Source organism: Duncaniella dubosii (genome assembly GCF_004803915.1).
In the GTDB taxonomy this organism is placed as follows: domain Bacteria; phylum Bacteroidota; class Bacteroidia; order Bacteroidales; family Muribaculaceae; genus Duncaniella; species Duncaniella dubosii.
Genome location: NZ_CP039396.1, coordinates 2,120,255 through 2,137,621, shown reverse-complemented (window position 1 = coordinate 2,137,621; position 17,367 = coordinate 2,120,255). Strand labels below are relative to the sequence as shown.

Annotated in this window: 16 protein-coding genes, 1 tRNA gene and 3 pseudogenes; 14 read left to right on the top strand and 6 right to left on the bottom strand. The window is 50.3% G+C overall.

Features of this window, described 5'->3' with window-relative positions; all coding sequences use genetic code 11:
- Positions 1 to 425: 425 nt before the first annotated feature.
- From E7747_RS09360 to tnpC (E7747_RS09335), 7 genes are all read left to right on the top strand, one after another.
- On the top strand, positions 426 to 1,853 hold the full coding sequence (locus E7747_RS09360; RefSeq protein ID WP_136415571.1) for a glycoside hydrolase family 28 protein: 1,428 nt from the start codon (positions 426 to 428) through the stop codon (positions 1,851 to 1,853).
- 190 nt (positions 1,854 to 2,043) lie between these two features.
- Positions 2,044 to 2,124: transfer RNA gene (locus tag E7747_RS09355), tRNA-Leu, on the top strand.
- Between the two features lie 383 nt (positions 2,125 to 2,507).
- Positions 2,508 to 2,657 (top strand): hypothetical protein, encoded by a 150-nt coding sequence (locus E7747_RS16590; RefSeq protein ID WP_168185300.1) that lies wholly within the window; start codon positions 2,508 to 2,510, stop codon positions 2,655 to 2,657.
- An 836-nt stretch (positions 2,658 to 3,493) separates the two neighbouring features.
- Positions 3,494 to 3,868: a ribbon-helix-helix domain-containing protein gene (locus E7747_RS09350; RefSeq protein ID WP_136415569.1), complete on the top strand. Its 375-nt coding sequence runs from the start codon at positions 3,494 to 3,496 to the stop codon at positions 3,866 to 3,868.
- A gap of 43 nt (positions 3,869 to 3,911) precedes the next feature.
- Positions 3,912 to 4,328, top strand: coding sequence for a hypothetical protein (locus tag E7747_RS09345; protein WP_136413419.1), 417 nt, complete (start codon positions 3,912 to 3,914; stop codon positions 4,326 to 4,328).
- On the top strand, positions 4,315 to 4,671 hold the full coding sequence (gene tnpB, locus E7747_RS09340; protein WP_136413421.1) for an IS66 family insertion sequence element accessory protein TnpB: 357 nt from the start codon (positions 4,315 to 4,317) through the stop codon (positions 4,669 to 4,671). The genes E7747_RS09345 and tnpB (E7747_RS09340) overlap by 14 nt, the downstream gene beginning before the upstream one ends.
- A 78-nt stretch (positions 4,672 to 4,749) precedes the next feature.
- The gene (tnpC, locus tag E7747_RS09335) at positions 4,750 to 6,351 is read left to right on the top strand and encodes an IS66 family transposase (protein ID WP_136413423.1); all 1,602 of its coding nucleotides are present in this window, start codon (positions 4,750 to 4,752) and stop codon (positions 6,349 to 6,351) included.
- 55 nt (positions 6,352 to 6,406) lie between these two features.
- Here the strand turns inward: tnpC (E7747_RS09335) and E7747_RS09330 are convergent.
- The 3 genes and pseudogenes from E7747_RS09330 to E7747_RS09320 form a co-directional block, all read right to left on the bottom strand.
- Positions 6,407 to 6,886: pseudogene (locus E7747_RS09330) on the bottom strand (hypothetical protein); the annotation flags it as partial.
- A gap of 10 nt (positions 6,887 to 6,896) precedes the next feature.
- Positions 6,897 to 7,622: a hypothetical protein gene (locus E7747_RS09325; protein WP_136415567.1), complete on the bottom strand. Its 726-nt coding sequence runs from the start codon at positions 7,620 to 7,622 to the stop codon at positions 6,897 to 6,899.
- A gap of 26 nt (positions 7,623 to 7,648) precedes the next feature.
- Positions 7,649 to 8,653: pseudogene (locus E7747_RS09320) on the bottom strand (TraG family conjugative transposon ATPase); the annotation flags it as partial.
- A 70-nt stretch (positions 8,654 to 8,723) separates the two neighbouring features.
- On the opposite strand from E7747_RS09320, the gene E7747_RS09315 reads away from it, so the two are divergent.
- The 4 genes from E7747_RS09315 (at position 8,724) to E7747_RS09300 (ending at position 12,745) form a co-directional block, all read left to right on the top strand.
- On the top strand, positions 8,724 to 9,140 hold the full coding sequence (locus E7747_RS09315) for a hypothetical protein (protein ID WP_136413419.1): 417 nt from the start codon (positions 8,724 to 8,726) through the stop codon (positions 9,138 to 9,140).
- Positions 9,127 to 9,483 carry an IS66 family insertion sequence element accessory protein TnpB gene (gene tnpB / locus E7747_RS09310; protein ID WP_136413421.1) on the top strand — a complete coding sequence of 119 codons (357 nt, stop codon included), beginning with the start codon at positions 9,127 to 9,129 and terminating at the stop codon, positions 9,481 to 9,483. The genes E7747_RS09315 and tnpB (E7747_RS09310) overlap by 14 nt, the downstream gene beginning before the upstream one ends.
- Before the next feature lie 78 nt (positions 9,484 to 9,561).
- Positions 9,562 to 11,163 carry an IS66 family transposase gene (gene tnpC / locus E7747_RS09305; protein WP_136413423.1) on the top strand — a complete coding sequence of 534 codons (1,602 nt, stop codon included), beginning with the start codon at positions 9,562 to 9,564 and terminating at the stop codon, positions 11,161 to 11,163.
- 175 nt (positions 11,164 to 11,338) lie between these two features.
- Positions 11,339 to 12,745 (top strand): relaxase/mobilization nuclease domain-containing protein, encoded by a 1,407-nt coding sequence (locus tag E7747_RS09300; RefSeq protein WP_136415566.1) that lies wholly within the window; start codon positions 11,339 to 11,341, stop codon positions 12,743 to 12,745.
- Between the two features lie 19 nt (positions 12,746 to 12,764).
- Here E7747_RS09300 and tnpC (E7747_RS09295) read toward each other — a convergent pair whose 3' ends face one another.
- The 3 genes from tnpC (E7747_RS09295) to E7747_RS09285 all read right to left on the bottom strand — a co-directional run bounded on the left by tnpC (E7747_RS09295) (position 12,765) and on the right by E7747_RS09285 (position 15,204).
- The gene (tnpC, locus tag E7747_RS09295) at positions 12,765 to 14,366 is read right to left on the bottom strand and encodes an IS66 family transposase (protein WP_136413423.1); all 1,602 of its coding nucleotides are present in this window, start codon (positions 14,364 to 14,366) and stop codon (positions 12,765 to 12,767) included.
- Positions 14,367 to 14,444: 78 nt separating this feature from the next.
- A complete protein-coding gene (tnpB, locus tag E7747_RS09290; RefSeq protein ID WP_136413421.1) occupies positions 14,445 to 14,801 on the bottom strand; it encodes an IS66 family insertion sequence element accessory protein TnpB in 357 nt (118 codons plus the stop codon).
- Positions 14,788 to 15,204, bottom strand: coding sequence for a hypothetical protein (locus E7747_RS09285; RefSeq protein WP_136413419.1), 417 nt, complete (start codon positions 15,202 to 15,204; stop codon positions 14,788 to 14,790). Before E7747_RS09285 ends, tnpB (E7747_RS09290) begins: the two co-directional genes overlap by 14 nt.
- 71 nt (positions 15,205 to 15,275) lie before the next feature.
- Between E7747_RS09285 and E7747_RS09280 the strand changes: the two are divergent.
- From E7747_RS09280 to E7747_RS09270, 3 genes and pseudogenes are all read left to right on the top strand, one after another.
- Positions 15,276 to 15,482, top strand: a pseudogene (locus E7747_RS09280) (hypothetical protein); the annotation flags it as partial.
- A gap of 13 nt (positions 15,483 to 15,495) precedes the next feature.
- Positions 15,496 to 16,185 (top strand): DUF5045 domain-containing protein, encoded by a 690-nt coding sequence (locus tag E7747_RS09275; RefSeq protein ID WP_136415564.1) that lies wholly within the window; start codon positions 15,496 to 15,498, stop codon positions 16,183 to 16,185.
- A gap of 26 nt (positions 16,186 to 16,211) precedes the next feature.
- Positions 16,212 to 17,357 carry a hypothetical protein gene (locus tag E7747_RS09270; RefSeq protein WP_136415562.1) on the top strand — a complete coding sequence of 382 codons (1,146 nt, stop codon included), beginning with the start codon at positions 16,212 to 16,214 and terminating at the stop codon, positions 17,355 to 17,357.
- Positions 17,358 to 17,367 lie beyond the last annotated feature (10 nt).

The following is a 17,367-nucleotide window of genomic DNA, read 5'->3' as shown; positions in this document are numbered from 1 at the left end:
CTCAAACCTCCCGTGCCGGAGATGGCGTCGACACGCTAACTTGGCTAAGAATCAACTTTTTGTCATCATAAAACGGCTGAAAAAGTCAAGTCTTAGACCCGATTTTAACATTTCGGTAAAATTAGGTCAAAGGCTTGACTTTTTTTAATGTCTTTTAGCGCTCTGAGATAGTTCAAAGCATGGTTTCAGTTGTTTTAATAGTGTAAGTAAAGATAAAGAAGCTCAAAGCAGGAAAATCTAAATTTACATCCCTCGTCCTCTTTATTGGGTTGTGAAACCAGATACTGAGGCTCTCATAAATAAATAGTTGAAACGTGAGGGGAGGAGTTAGGACTGATGTCTTAACTCCTCCTTTGTTGCGATATATTGAAATATTCAGTAACTTCGCACCGACCAATCAATCGTCAAAAAAACAGTAACGCACCATGAATCTCATCAATCTGAAAACAATAATAGGAAGTATAGCTCTGCTTGCCGCCTTGACCGCTCAAGCTAATCTCACGAACGACTTGCCGCCGAGTAATGCCGACACCGTTGAGCAGCACCGCGTCGGGCTGCGTGACAGCATTCTCGCCAATATCCACGGCGCAAAGATTTCAGAACATGAATTTGATATCCTAAATTTCGGGGCAAAAGGCGACGGAGTGAAAGACTGTCTGCCCGCTTTCAGAAAGGCTATCGCCAAAGCGGAGAAAGCAGGTGGCGGCCGCATAACCGTCCCCGCAGGGACGTATTGTCTCCGCGGGCCACTCACTCTTGTGAGCAACCTGTGCATCGATCTTGCTGAAGGGGCAGTCCTCAGGTTTGATCCGTCACCGGAACTGTATCCGATTGTCAATACAAGCTGGGAGGGTACTTATCTCTATAATTATTCCCCCATGATTTACGGCTACGGACTGCACGATGTGGCCATAACAGGCAAAGGTCTGATTGACGGAAATGCCATGACGACATTCGCGACGTGGCGCAAAGACCAAAAACCGGCTCAGTCGCGAAGCCGCGACATGAACCACAATAACATTCCGGTCAGCGAGCGACGATTTGGCCAAGGGGACTGGCTACGACCTCATCTGATACAGCTCTACCGCTGCACGGGTGTGACGCTTGAAGGCGTAAAAATCATCAATTCCCCTTTCTGGTGCATCCATCTGTTGCAATGTGAGGATGCTGTATGTCGTTCGCTCCGTTATGATGCAAAGCTTGTCAACAATGACGGAATAGATCCTGAGTCATCACGCAATCTGCTCATTGAGGACATCTATTTTGATAACGGCGACGACAATATAGCCATAAAAAGCGGACGTGACAACGACGGATGGACAACCGGGATTCCTTGCGAGAACATAGTCATTCGCAACTGTCATTTCAAGGGACTGCACGCGGTGGTCATCGGCAGCGAAATGTCGGGCGGCGTCCGAAACGTGATTATCGAGGACTGTGACTATGCCGGATATTGCAAACGCGGGCTATATGTCAAGACAAATCCCGATCGTGGAGGTTTTGTAAACGGTATATATCTCAACAACTGTAAATTCGGAGAAGTCGAAGACCTGTTTTATGTGACAAGCCAATATGCAGGCGAGGGTCTTACGAGCACTAACTATTCCGACATCAGCGATATTCATATCAATGGACTGAGCTGCACTAAAGCTTCGGCGGCAGCCCTTGTTCTTCAAGGAACGCGACAGAGACCTATCAGAAATGTGAGTCTCAACAACATCACCGTCGGAGAAGCACGGACTGGAATCAGTTTCAGCAACACTTCGGATGTGCGTATAGGCGAATGCCACATAGGACCGTCGGCCGGAGTCCCCACTCAAGTTTCTGCCAAAGACAAGATATTCGAACGATAAGCCTCTACCCTATCCCGACACAAACGGTCACAAACGGTAATAAGCAATTACAAATGGCAATAATGCGGTCATAAACGGGAACAGACAGCTACAAACGGCAACAATCAAGAAAAAACCGAAAAAAAATTCACTCACACCGGTCAAAATATTTGGCAAAACAAAAAAAGATTACTAACTTTGTCCTCGCAAAGCCCAGGTGGCGGAATGGTAGACGCGCTCGTTTCAGGTGCGAGTGCTGCGAGGCGTGCAGGTTCGAGTCCTGTTCTGGGCACCGATTAATCCCGTAACTCATTGAAAATCAAGAGTTGCGGGATTTCTCTTTTAATTTTTGTCCTCCTTTTGTCCTCCTATTTCAATTCTACGGAATTTTCGTCCTCAGCGCAGCCTTGATTTTCCCTCAAAAAGTCGTTCCGGCATCCTCGATTTTACATCGGAGGAGACATGAATGAAGTTAATGAGTGTTAAAGTTTGGCTACTTTATAGGCACTCCTTGTCATCTTCAAGCATACCCTTTCATTATTATTCAGGTAGGTTCAAGTCCGAACATCGTTACATGGTCGGGCAACCGATTCTTATGCTCGCTTGCCTTGCATCTGCTTCTGCGTTTGGTATCGCGTTTAGGTCTGCATTTGGGTAGGCATTTGATTTCACATCATGTCACGCATAATCATTTGCGCCGACTGTTGCCTCCTGAACGACCTGCTACCCCACATTCAGCAAAGCTCTCACCGCAGGGAACAGACTCACTATTCATGCCACGTCAAAATCCTGTCAACAACCCACGACGGATTTATCAATATGTGACCGGGTGGCGTGACCGATATGCCCGGTAAATCTTATGCCATACCCAAACCAAAAATTGCCAGCCGAGCCTTAAAATGGTTCTGACTATCCATAAACACCCCTCGCTGAAAGTTTCAGCAGATACAGCCCGAATCTGAGCAGCAGGAATATCACCGTGAATACCGGCACAAGGAAAATCATAAACAGAAGTTCAAACATGACAGACTTATTTTTATACGTCCCAACACTATTATTGGAATGTAAATATACTAAAAATCAGCGAATTAAGCAAATTTCAAACCTTAAAAAAACTTATAAATCAAGAGTTTGCACGGTTTTGTCGTGTATCGGAGCTTCCATTTCTTTATCCCTTGAAGCCTTAATGACTTCTTCCCTGGAAGCCATAAAGACATTATGCGTTGCCGACTTTGTGGCATACATTTATTATGACTGTGTTCCATAATGAAATCCTGATATGATGATAGCTTATATTGCAGACTTGATATTACATAGGCAATAATGTTGGATAGCATTATCAATTTGTCACTTGATGGAATTAAGTTTATATTTCTTGCAGACATATAGTCTTGATGTCATACAGGATTATAGCCATGATGTCTTGCAGAGATATAGGGATAATCAATAAAAGGTGTCCAAACTGCATGATTGGTATTGTTGCGGTGAGTAACTTCGTGGGTGAATGAACTGAGGACGGGAGTGTACCAGTGTTACAGAGTTTAGGTAGCAAGTTGTGCTTTTCTCCGTACAAAACCAAGTTTTGACCGTAGAAAAGCGACTTGCCGACCACTCCGTGGCGGTGGGAAATCACTTCGTACCTCGTGAATTAATCTTAGAATATGAAGCAGCGTACCGAAAGATTTGAGATGAGACTTACTCCGGAGGAAGCAGCCGGAATACGTGAAAAATCAAAACGCTACCATAGCGTCAGCAACTTTATAAGAATGGCAGTCAATGAGTTTTCAGACACAGACGCCAAAACCCGTCTTGAATTGTGCAATGACACAGCCAGACTGTGCAGGAAATTTCAGGACGAACTCTCATGGATGGGAAGCAATCTCAACCAGGCGGTCAAACGTGCCAACGAGCTTGCTGTTGCAGGGCTGTTATCCGAGAGTTATTTCAAGGATATACTTGCTCCCATGATTGAGGGTGTGGAGAAGATGATTAAGGCAGTCAAATCGGAAGTACAACCATCCGCGATAGCATATTGACGAACTCCGAAAGAGAGTTGTATCTTTGTCGACAAAAAGAATCATGGGTTATAACAAGTCTTTGTCCGATGTCTATTCAGAGACATGGACGCGTTACAAGAATCAATGCGAGACAGACGGCTATATCGCATTGAACCGTTTCTGTGCCGGTACCGGCGTCAACGTCCAGCGGCTTTATGAGTGGCTTCGGCGCCGCAAAATCAGCATAAGCGATTATCAACGCAGTCTGCCGGAGAGACCGGATTCGTCGCGGGAAGGTGGCGGGCCGTTATTCCGGGAGGTTAAGGTTCCCGGTATTCAGGTTGCGGATGAGAGCCGGGATGTCGGTGCCACCAGTGTCGTGCGTGACGTGCACATCGAACTCGGTTGGGGCCGAGGCGTGAGTCTGGGAGAGATAAGCGCGGAGGGGCTGGCGCTTCTGGTGGATGTCATGACACGCAGGAGTGATGTGGAGTCTTGAGGCGGATATGCGGCTCTGGGTATGCCGGCAGCCGGTATCGATGCGCTACGGCATCCGGGGTCTGGCCCAGATGGTGTGGTCGTGGAAGGGGCATTCTCCGGCATCGGGCGATGTGTATGTGTTTTTCTCAAAGGACCGCAAGACCATGAAGGCGTTGAAATGGGATGGCGACGGATTTTTGATGTACACAAAAAGACTGTCGCGAGGCCGTTTCCGGGAGGTGCTCAAAAAGGGCGATGACGGCGTGCGCAGGCTCCAATGGGACGATTTCTATATGCTGATGAGGGGCCTCACGCCTGTGAAGGTGATGGTCGAAAATCGCTTCAGAATGGCCGTAAAATAAGGCTTAATAATTTGTTAATCAAATAAATAAATGGCGTGGAAAGTTGCAACTGTCAGATATTTTTTGTAACTTTACACCATGAAAAAGAACGAGTTGATAGAGTTTCTGCAACGTCAGATCGAGTTCCTTCAAGGGCGGCTCGACGAGGCGTTGGCCTCTGTCAGCTCGCTTACTTTATCCAATGAAAAGCTGCAGTCGACCAACGAGAAGCTTGTGGCGACTGTAGATGAACTGCGCAAGCAAATGGCCTCAATGGAGGAGGCTATGAAAGGCAAAAGTGCGGAACTGAGCAAAGAGAAAGCCGCGCGTCAGGCAGTGCAGCGTCTGCAGGGCTCGCCGTCGGAGCGTCAGAAGAAACCGGTGACGACTCCTGCCACATCCGAAACTCGACAGCAGAAGCCAGAGAAGAAACGTACCAACAACGGCGCCAAAAGGAAGACGCATCCGGAGTGTGAGGTGGAGACCATTATAGTGGAGCCTGACAGTCCGGACTTCAATCCCGAGGCGGCGACGTTTATCGGCGAGTGCGATGTCGTGCGCTACGTCATGGAGCCGATGCGCTTCAAAAAAATTATCTACAAGGTCAGAAAATACGTGCAGGACGAGAAAATATACAAAGGTTCCGCACCCGCCACACCGCTGCTTAACTCGCAGTATACATCTTCCTTCATAGCCGGACTCGCCGAGCTACGCTATCTCCACTGCATGCCACTTGAAAATGCTGTCGAATACTTCCGTGCCCACGGCTTCGACCTTGACAAAGGCACCGCACAGAAGCTCGTAAGTAAGGTAAGGGTACATCTGGAAAATCTATACAAGGCGCTGGGTCAGGCAATAGTCGCGGACAATTATATCTGCGGTGACGAGACCTATCAGAAAGTGCGGCTGCAGGTGGCAACTCCTTCGGGAAGAAAGATCAAGAAAGGCTACATATGGGTGTTCGTCGGCATGACAACCGGGCTTGTGTACTTCTTCTATGACGACGGCTCCCGCTCGGCCGAAGTCTTCGAGCAACACATAAAAGGCTTCAACGGAGCCTTCCAGTGCGACTATTACTCGGGATACCGGCATATCGGAATCGGTGGGATGAGCGGGATAAAACGCTTGCCATGCCTGCAGCACATCAAGCGAAAGTTTCTCGATCTGAAAGACAATCCAAAGGCGCAGGAAATAGCAAAGCTCTTCGGACTCCTTTACCACTTCGAGCATCAGCACCGCATAGGCAAAGACGGATGGACGGCGGGAAAGCACCTTGAGTGGAGACAACGATACTCCAAGGTGATGCTCGAGAAAATCCGCATGAGACTGACAGCAGTCAAAGACCGCATCGGCGTGCCACCCGACGACCCGCTGCTCGCCGCCACCGAACATGCACTCAAACAATGGGACGAGATACCACGCATCTTTGCCTCACCCACCTACAGACTCGACAACAACGAAGTCGAGCGAATCAACCGCTACATATCCCTGACCCGTCGCCGACTTACAATCGGCTCCCACTCCGGAGCCGAAGCCGCCGCCCTGTACCACTCTCTTGCGATCACCTGCCACCGCTGCGGAGTCAACGTCTTCGACTACTTCTGCGACATAATCGACCGATGTGCCGCATGGCCGCCAAACACCCCGATCGAAAAATACCGCGACCTGCTTCCCGACCGCTGGAAACTCTCACAAAAATAGCCGCCCAAAACCTGGACGGCTATTTTTTTAAGCTATACCTGCTGTCGCGGACGGTTGTACCTTTCATGAGGTTTATGCCTGAGGCGGCCACAGTAGCGTAGAGCTTCTGGGCGTGCTTTATCTCGCGTGCTATGGCAAGGTTGGCGTCGGCATAGTACCACGCGACAAAAGGCTTCTTTGTCACATACTTGTAGGTGTTTACTGTAAAGTCCTTGTACTCCTTTGTCAGAAGATAGAGCGAGCTGGCGGTCGAGGATATGGCAGCGGCAAGCACCACGTATGAGTATGCGTTGTTGAGCCTGGTGTCGAGCGTCGAGCGTACATCATTGAACTTCTCCGCTCCTTTGGTGACAAGCGATTGCTCCCCGAAGCTCGTGGCTATGCGTGCCAACGCCTGGTCTTCATCTTTCTTGACAGCCTTGTGCAGAGCCATAAGAGCCTCGAATGTCGGCAGGTCTTTCGGAAAGTCGAAGGCAAATGACTTCAAGGGAAGAAGCAGAGCCACAAGAACGAGAGTTGTAAGTTTGCGTATCATCATGGCTCCGTCATTTTATAATCCGCAGTCCGTTCCAGTTGAGTATCAGCATACCTACCTGATTCTGCATGACTTTCATGTTGGCCCAGCCCTCCGGGTCTATTGCGAAAAACAGGTCATCTTTTGTGGCGTACTGAGCCATAGCCATCATAGCCTGAACCTTGTAGCGGATTTCGAGAAGGTCGGTGTAGATTTTGTTGGCTACCGTCAGTCGGTCGTAGCGGTCAAGGAGATTATATCCGTCGCTCTTGGTCTCGGCGGTAGCCTGGCCTTTGAGGGGATTCTGAACCTTGCCGTTGTTGACTATGTTGATGAAGTCGGCCACAAGCTGCTGTGTCTGGGCCGTGAGGTTGCCGAGTTCGTTAAGACATAGTGCCTTGTTGGTGAACTTGGCTTTGCTTACGGTCTTTACCAGCTCCGGCACGCTCTTAACTATGTCGAAGGCACACAGTCCTATCTCCACATAATATTTGCTCTCGGTGCCGAAGCCTGAGATATTCTCCATAGTCACCTTGTAGAGTTCGGTGATGGTAGCCATGCTCACGGTGTATTGCTCCAGCTTGTTCTGCTTTGCGGATATGGAGTCGAGCCTTTTGTTGTGCTGATCCTCTATGGCTTTCTGCGATGCGAGATTGGTTGTCACCGCTTTCAGGCAGTACGGGTCAATCACCACTTTCCATGCCGAGGCTGTGCCGAAAAAGAACGTCACGCAGATAATCAGCATGATATTACGCATGGCGTATTGTGAATTATGTTTTGGATTTACCATAGCGACATTACTTTCTGTTGTTGGTTGACCTTACGGGCAAAATCAAGATATTTGGATATTCCGGCTCTCTTGCGGTCGGCCTCGATGTTGGTTATCGCCTCCTGCATGGTGCCGTAATGACGGAGGTATATTTTAAGAGCCTCTTTCTCGGCCCGCTCGGTGGTGTAGGCCCAGTAACATTCCGGCGGCTCCTCGACGCCATAGACATCGGAGTTCTGGCCACGGCATATCCACACCTCTTTGAAGTAGTTGCGTCCCTCCTTGTTATTGAGGGCGTTGACTGTGAATATCTGCTGTTTCTGAATAGGTGTCAGTCCGAGTATGGCCGCTATGTCGTTGTACCTGTCCTTGAACTTCGACTGGTCGAGCAATATCTTCACATCGGAGTTGTTGATTATCGCCTCCTTTACGATGGGAGAGTCTATCACATCGTTAAGCTCCTGCGTCACCACACCGGCTATGCCGTGGAATTTGCGGACGGTCTTATACAGGAACTTTATGTACTCCGCCATAGTGGGCGAGGCTATCGCTTTCCATGCCTCCTCGATTATCAGGGCCTTGCGTCCTTTCTTGATACGCATTTTCTGGAGAAACACGTCCATGATTATCAGCACAACGATAGGGAAAAGCACCGGGTCATCTTTAATCTTGTCGATTTCAAAGACTATGAAACGCTCGTCGAAAAGATTGGTGTCAAGGTCGGAGTTGAGAGTAACCTCCAGCTCGCCGCCACGGTAGAACTGTTTGAGGATAGCGGCGAAGTCGCGTATGTCGAAATGTATCTTCTCCAGCGATGTGATCTGCGGTATCCGTTCAAGGGCGAACTCGTAGTAGCTGTTGAAGGAGAGCGACGGCACTTTGAGGCGGCGTTTCTGCTCCTCCATGTGGTCTATTTGCTTGTCAATCTTCATCAGCATAGAGGTCTCATGCAGCTCTTTCTTATACACCTCAATCTTTGAGGCCGCTTTCTCTTTTTCAGCCTCGGTAGTTGCGCGGTCGTACAACCATCCGCGATAGCATATTGACGAACTCCGAAAGAGAGTTGTATCTTTGTCGACAAAAAGAATCATGGGTTATAACAAGTCTTTGTCCGATGTCTATTCAGAGACATGGACGCGTTACAAGAATCAATGCGAGACAGACGGCTATATCGCATTGAACCGTTTCTGTGCCGGTACCGGCGTCAACGTCCAGCGGCTTTATGAGTGGCTTCGGCGCCGCAAAATCAGCATAAGCGATTATCAACGCAGTCTGCCGGAGAGACCGGATTCGTCGCGGGAAGGTGGCGGGCCGTTATTCCGGGAGGTTAAGGTTCCCGGTATTCAGGTTGCGGATGAGAGCCGGGATGTCGGTGCCACCAGTGTCGTGCGTGACGTGCACATCGAACTCGGTTGGGGCCGAGGCGTGAGTCTGGGAGAGATAAGCGCGGAGGGGCTGGCGCTTCTGGTGGATGTCATGACACGCAGGAGTGATGTGGAGTCTTGAGGCGGATATGCGGCTCTGGGTATGCCGGCAGCCGGTATCGATGCGCTACGGCATCCGGGGTCTGGCCCAGATGGTGTGGTCGTGGAAGGGGCATTCTCCGGCATCGGGCGATGTGTATGTGTTTTTCTCAAAGGACCGCAAGACCATGAAGGCGTTGAAATGGGATGGCGACGGATTTTTGATGTACACAAAAAGACTGTCGCGAGGCCGTTTCCGGGAGGTGCTCAAAAAGGGCGATGACGGCGTGCGCAGGCTCCAATGGGACGATTTCTATATGCTGATGAGGGGCCTCACGCCTGTGAAGGTGATGGTCGAAAATCGCTTCAGAATGGCCGTAAAATAAGGCTTAATAATTTGTTAATCAAATAAATAAATGGCGTGGAAAGTTGCAACTGTCAGATATTTTTTGTAACTTTACACCATGAAAAAGAACGAGTTGATAGAGTTTCTGCAACGTCAGATCGAGTTCCTTCAAGGGCGGCTCGACGAGGCGTTGGCCTCTGTCAGCTCGCTTACTTTATCCAATGAAAAGCTGCAGTCGACCAACGAGAAGCTTGTGGCGACTGTAGATGAACTGCGCAAGCAAATGGCCTCAATGGAGGAGGCTATGAAAGGCAAAAGTGCGGAACTGAGCAAAGAGAAAGCCGCGCGTCAGGCAGTGCAGCGTCTGCAGGGCTCGCCGTCGGAGCGTCAGAAGAAACCGGTGACGACTCCTGCCACATCCGAAACTCGACAGCAGAAGCCAGAGAAGAAACGTACCAACAACGGCGCCAAAAGGAAGACGCATCCGGAGTGTGAGGTGGAGACCATTATAGTGGAGCCTGACAGTCCGGACTTCAATCCCGAGGCGGCGACGTTTATCGGCGAGTGCGATGTCGTGCGCTACGTCATGGAGCCGATGCGCTTCAAAAAAATTATCTACAAGGTCAGAAAATACGTGCAGGACGAGAAAATATACAAAGGTTCCGCACCCGCCACACCGCTGCTTAACTCGCAGTATACATCTTCCTTCATAGCCGGACTCGCCGAGCTACGCTATCTCCACTGCATGCCACTTGAAAATGCTGTCGAATACTTCCGTGCCCACGGCTTCGACCTTGACAAAGGCACCGCACAGAAGCTCGTAAGTAAGGTAAGGGTACATCTGGAAAATCTATACAAGGCGCTGGGTCAGGCAATAGTCGCGGACAATTATATCTGCGGTGACGAGACCTATCAGAAAGTGCGGCTGCAGGTGGCAACTCCTTCGGGAAGAAAGATCAAGAAAGGCTACATATGGGTGTTCGTCGGCATGACAACCGGGCTTGTGTACTTCTTCTATGACGACGGCTCCCGCTCGGCCGAAGTCTTCGAGCAACACATAAAAGGCTTCAACGGAGCCTTCCAGTGCGACTATTACTCGGGATACCGGCATATCGGAATCGGTGGGATGAGCGGGATAAAACGCTTGCCATGCCTGCAGCACATCAAGCGAAAGTTTCTCGATCTGAAAGACAATCCAAAGGCGCAGGAAATAGCAAAGCTCTTCGGACTCCTTTACCACTTCGAGCATCAGCACCGCATAGGCAAAGACGGATGGACGGCGGGAAAGCACCTTGAGTGGAGACAACGATACTCCAAGGTGATGCTCGAGAAAATCCGCATGAGACTGACAGCAGTCAAAGACCGCATCGGCGTGCCACCCGACGACCCGCTGCTCGCCGCCACCGAACATGCACTCAAACAATGGGACGAGATACCACGCATCTTTGCCTCACCCACCTACAGACTCGACAACAACGAAGTCGAGCGAATCAACCGCTACATATCCCTGACCCGTCGCCGACTTACAATCGGCTCCCACTCCGGAGCCGAAGCCGCCGCCCTGTACCACTCTCTTGCGATCACCTGCCACCGCTGCGGAGTCAACGTCTTCGACTACTTCTGCGACATAATCGACCGATGTGCCGCATGGCCGCCAAACACCCCGATCGAAAAATACCGCGACCTGCTTCCCGACCGCTGGAAACTCTCACAAAAATAGCCGCCCAAAACCTGGACGGCTATTTTTTTAAGCTATACCTGCTGTCGCGGACGGTTGTACAATCGGAACAAGCTGACATTGCCAGAAAAGCGATAAGACTGAGACCATAAACACAAGTCTTTATGACTGTATGGAAATATCCGAACAAGACATAAAGATACCAAGACATTAAGCGATGATAGCTACTATTCTTCCGTCGAGTGCCAATTTCCATGCTGTCGCATACAATGAGAAAAAAGTGGCAAAGGGTGTGGCGCGACTTCTTGAAATGAGCAACCTCGGACATATCGGCGTGCTTTCAAAACCGACTGCAAAGGAAATGCAGGATTATATGATAGCCTACTCTTCCAGAAATTCAAGGATAAAAAAAGCACAGTTCCACCTTGCCATTTCTTGCAAGGGGCATGAAAAGACAGAGGAAGAACTATTGCAGTTCGCCCACGAATATCTCAAGGAAATGGGCTACGGGAACGAAGGTCAGCCGTTGTTGGTATATGCTCATACCGACACTGACAACACGCATATACATATAGTAACATCCAGAATATCTCCGGACGGAAAGAAAATCAGCGACCATCACGAAAGAGTGCGTTCTCAGGCAGTACTCAACAAACTTGTCGGCAAGGATGTCAAGGCGAAAGCCGCAGAGGATCTTGCTGCTTCACTCGGCTATTCATTCTCTACCTTTGCTCAATACAAAGCTCTTATGACCTCAATGGGGTATGAGGTTTATGAAAAGAACGATATTGTATATGTCAAACGTGACGGAGCGGTTCAGGCAAAGATTGGATATGCTGATATATGCGGCAAGTTCCATAAGGTGCAACTTGACAAGACACGACGCAGGCAACTGTGGGCTATGCTTAAGAAATACCGTGATGTGAGTGCAGACAGGAAAGAACTCCAGGCAGAGGTGAAGCGGAAATTAGGCATAGACCTTGTTTTCTTTGGAAAATCCGATAATCCTTATGGATATATGATAGTTGACCATGCCAACAAAACTGTATATAACGGAGCTTGGGTATTATCCATTAAGTCACTCCTTGATTTCACTACTCCTGATGACAAGATGGAGCGTATTGATGCCTACATCGACAGACTTCTTGAAAACAATCCCACAATAGACACATGGGGCATAAACTCAAAAATATTCCGCTATAATGCCTTCATACGGCGCGGAGTGCTCCACTACCGAAATACTACACGCCCACTCAAAGGTTTCATGGCCGCAACCATTCTTAGAAATGACAAAATAAAAAGGATAGAATCATTTCAACCGACAACTGCGTCTGAACGGGATCTGCTGTGCAGTATATATAAGGTGAACGAGCCTGAGCTTGTAACTCTATCTCAGAATAAAAGCCAACACTATTATAATGATGTTGACAAGCTGCGCCGATTATTTAACGATGACAGCATAGTTAAGCTGCGTTCCGAAATACGCAACGCCGGGTTCTATATACGTCAGAGCGGAGAGGATTATTTTGCCATTAATTTCTCATCCAAGCAAGTAATCAACCTCTCGGAAGAGGGATTTGATTGTACAACCGTCCGCGACAGCAGGTATAGCTTAAAAAAATAGCCGTCCAGGTTTTGGGCGGCTATTTTTGTGAGAGTTTCCAGCGGTCGGGAAGCAGGTCGCGGTATTTTTCGATCGGGGTGTTTGGCGGCCATGCGGCACATCGGTCGATTATGTCGCAGAAGTAGTCGAAGACGTTGACTCCGCAGCGGTGGCAGGTGATCGCAAGAGAGTGGTACAGGGCGGCGGCTTCGGCTCCGGAGTGGGAGCCGATTGTAAGTCGGCGACGGGTCAGGGATATGTAGCGGTTGATTCGCTCGACTTCGTTGTTGTCGAGTCTGTAGGTGGGTGAGGCAAAGATGCGTGGTATCTCGTCCCATTGTTTGAGTGCATGTTCGGTGGCGGCGAGCAGCGGGTCGTCGGGTGGCACGCCGATGCGGTCTTTGACTGCTGTCAGTCTCATGCGGATTTTCTCGAGCATCACCTTGGAGTATCGTTGTCTCCACTCAAGGTGCTTTCCCGCCGTCCATCCGTCTTTGCCTATGCGGTGCTGATGCTCGAAGTGGTAAAGGAGTCCGAAGAGCTTTGCTATTTCCTGCGCCTTTGGATTGTCTTTCAGATCGAGAAACTTTCGCTTGATGTGCTGCAGGCATGGCAAGCGTTTTATCCCGCTCATCCCACCGATTCCGATATGCCGGTATCCCGAGTAATAGTCGCACTGGAAGGCTCCGTTGAAGCCTTTTATGTGTTGCTCGAAGACTTCGGCCGAGCGGGAGCCGTCGTCATAGAAGAAGTACACAAGCCCGGTTGTCATGCCGACGAACACCCATATGTAGCCTTTCTTGATCTTTCTTCCCGAAGGAGTTGCCACCTGCAGCCGCACTTTCTGATAGGTCTCGTCACCGCAGATATAATTGTCCGCGACTATTGCCTGACCCAGCGCCTTGTATAGATTTTCCAGATGTACCCTTACCTTACTTACGAGCTTCTGTGCGGTGCCTTTGTCAAGGTCGAAGCCGTGGGCACGGAAGTATTCGACAGCATTTTCAAGTGGCATGCAGTGGAGATAGCGTAGCTCGGCGAGTCCGGCTATGAAGGAAGATGTATACTGCGAGTTAAGCAGCGGTGTGGCGGGTGCGGAACCTTTGTATATTTTCTCGTCCTGCACGTATTTTCTGACCTTGTAGATAATTTTTTTGAAGCGCATCGGCTCCATGACGTAGCGCACGACATCGCACTCGCCGATAAACGTCGCCGCCTCGGGATTGAAGTCCGGACTGTCAGGCTCCACTATAATGGTCTCCACCTCACACTCCGGATGCGTCTTCCTTTTGGCGCCGTTGTTGGTACGTTTCTTCTCTGGCTTCTGCTGTCGAGTTTCGGATGTGGCAGGAGTCGTCACCGGTTTCTTCTGACGCTCCGACGGCGAGCCCTGCAGACGCTGCACTGCCTGACGCGCGGCTTTCTCTTTGCTCAGTTCCGCACTTTTGCCTTTCATAGCCTCCTCCATTGAGGCCATTTGCTTGCGCAGTTCATCTACAGTCGCCACAAGCTTCTCGTTGGTCGACTGCAGCTTTTCATTGGATAAAGTAAGCGAGCTGACAGAGGCCAACGCCTCGTCGAGCCGCCCTTGAAGGAACTCGATCTGACGTTGCAGAAACTCTATCAACTCGTTCTTTTTCATGGTGTAAAGTTACAAAAAATATCTGACATTTGCAACTTTCCACGCCATTTATTTATTTGATTAACAAATTATTAAGCCTTATTTTACGGCCATTCTGAAGCGATTTTCGACCATCACCTTCACAGGCGTGAGGCCCCTCATCAGCATATAGAAATCGTCCCATTGGAGCCTGCGCACGCCGTCATCGCCCTTTTTGAGCACCTCCCGGAAACGGCCTCGCGACAGTCTTTTTGTGTACATCAAAAATCCGTCGCCATCCCATTTCAACGCCTTCATGGTCTTGCGGTCCTTTGAGAAAAACACATACACATCGCCCGATGCCGGAGAATGCCCCTTCCACGACCACACCATCTGGGCCAGACCCCGGATGCCGTAGCGCATCGATACCGGCTGCCGGCATACCCAGAGCCGCATATCCGCCTCAAGACTCCACATCACTCCTGCGTGTCATGACATCCACCAGAAGCGCCAGCCCCTCCGCGCTTATCTCTCCCAGACTCACGCCTCGGCCCCAACCGAGTTCGATGTGCACGTCACGCACGACACTGGTGGCACCGACATCCCGGCTCTCATCCGCAACCTGAATACCGGGAACCTTAACCTCCCGGAATAACGGCCCGCCACCTTCCCGCGACGAATCCGGTCTCTCCGGCAGACTGCGTTGATAATCGCTTATGCTGATTTTGCGGCGCCGAAGCCACTCATAAAGCCGCTGGACGTTGACGCCGGTACCGGCACAGAAACGGTTCAATGCGATATAGCCGTCTGTCTCGCATTGATTCTTGTAACGCGTCCATGTCTCTGAATAGACATCGGACAAAGACTTGTTATAACCCATGATTCTTTTTGTCGACAAAGATACAACTCTCTTTCGGAGTTCGTCAATATGCTATCGCGGATGGTTGTACCATGAAAGCCTCGATGGACGAGAAGATGAACCTTGTCATGTCGCTGAAGGACACCATAGAGAACGCCCGGCGTATTATCGACAACGCCAACCTGTGGTGCTACCTCATGACAAACTGCGGCTGGAAGCCTGACTACATCTGGGAGATACTAACCTCCGATGTCAAGGACGAGATCGTGGGAGCGGTAATCAACAAGTGGAACCAATAAACATATACCGATTATGAAATTCAGAACTATCACCGCATTATCGCTCGCCCTGCTCATCGCGGCGCTCCCGGCGGCAGTGTCGGCCAAGACACCCAAAATCCATGACGACCAGAAGGAGAAGCAATGGCTCTCGATGGAGAACGGGCCGTGGGACTTCGCTCCGGACTGGTACTATTATTTCCTGCACAAGAATTATTCCGGCGCGGAAATGTACTGGAAGTGGGCCGGCTTCAAATCAGGCTACCGCGTCCGCTTCAAGGAGGAGAAATCAAATGTCAAACGCATCATGCCCGTGCGTGTCACGGCGGAAGAGACCCAGCGGCAAAAACTCTCTAAGGTGGAGAAAGAGCGTGCATACGTCGAATCTCTCTACAAGGAGGAACTGGCACGCGAGGCTGACCGGGCTGTCGATGTCACCTATTCGATCTACAAGGACGAGTTCAGCCGTATGCAGGACTGTATCGCCGACGGGCTTCTCTATTGCCTTAACAAGAGCAAGGGGAAGATGAAGTATCAGGTTGACGAGCTGTCACGGCAGAACGAGATCATCTGCGCCAATATCGCCTATATTCATAAACAGGGTGTCGGCTACGGGCTGGAGAACGCAAAGCGTCAGCAGGCATACGAGGAGGCAAAGGCCGAGATGGGAAAACTGGTGTCGCGCACCGTCCGCCTCGCGGCAGTGGCCGCCACCCATTACTAACATTAACCTGACTAATTGAAAACTATATGACTTTATTATCAATACTCTGCACAATGGGGCTTCCGGCTATCGACCAGAGTCTCGACAAGCTGCTTGTGGCGATGGAGGCGTTTCCGAATGTGGCGATTTTAGGCGACACAATCAGCTTCGCCCGTATGCTCGGACTGTTGCTCGCCCTGTGCGTAGGCTCTTACGAGTGTTGGATGATGATGCTCGGACGGCGAGGAATGGACATAATGAAGCTGCTCCGCATCATAGGCATATCAATGTGCATATCATCTTCATCATGGATATGCTCGGCTCTCCAGATGCCCGGCAAGTCTTTGGAAGCAACCACTAAGTCAATGGCTATGGCGAAGAACAAGGAGGTCGCGGCTCTGGAGCTGAAAGTGGCCCAGAAGCAAGGCGAGTATCTTGAACGCCTCCGTGCAGTGCAGGATTCAATATCCACGGCGAAACAGGTGGCCGCAATCGGCGAGGACGCGAACTGGTGGGACAAACTCGTGTATAACGTGGAAAACCTCGGCGAGACCATCAACAACTACGCCCAGCGTGCGGCGGTGGCCGCCGAGACAAAGGTAAGCGAATGGATAAACGACGTGATACGCTTTGTCGGGGAGCTGATTTTCCAGATGTCCTACTACGGCATACTTGTGGCGCAGAGGATATTCATAGCGATAATGATTGTGTTCTGCCCCATAATGTTTGCTCTTTCCCTCGCTCCGCCGTGGAACTCGGCATGGAGCCAGTGGATGTCAAAATTCCTCTCCCTCACGTTATGGGGCTTCGTGACCTATATGTGCCTGTACTACATAGACTTCATACTGATGTATAATCTTCAGGAGGATCTGGTGGCCTACAACCACCTGTTGCACGGTGCTGTCAACTCATGGGAGCAGATAGGCGCGCTCGGTTTGCAGGGCATAGGCTCCAACTGTATGTACGCTATGGGTATGCTTGTCGGGGCCTATATCATACGCTTCGTTCCCGAAGTCGCCTCATGGCTCATACCCGGCGGTGTCAGCAGCGGTGCCGCATCTCCCTCAGGCAGTGTCGCTATGGGCGCGGCGATGATGGGCGGCTCGGCGGCTCTCAAAGCCACCAACGTGACCCGCAATGTGGCCGGTTCAATCGGCGCACAGGCAGGAAGAAATCTGAAACACACCCCTTAAAACGACAAAC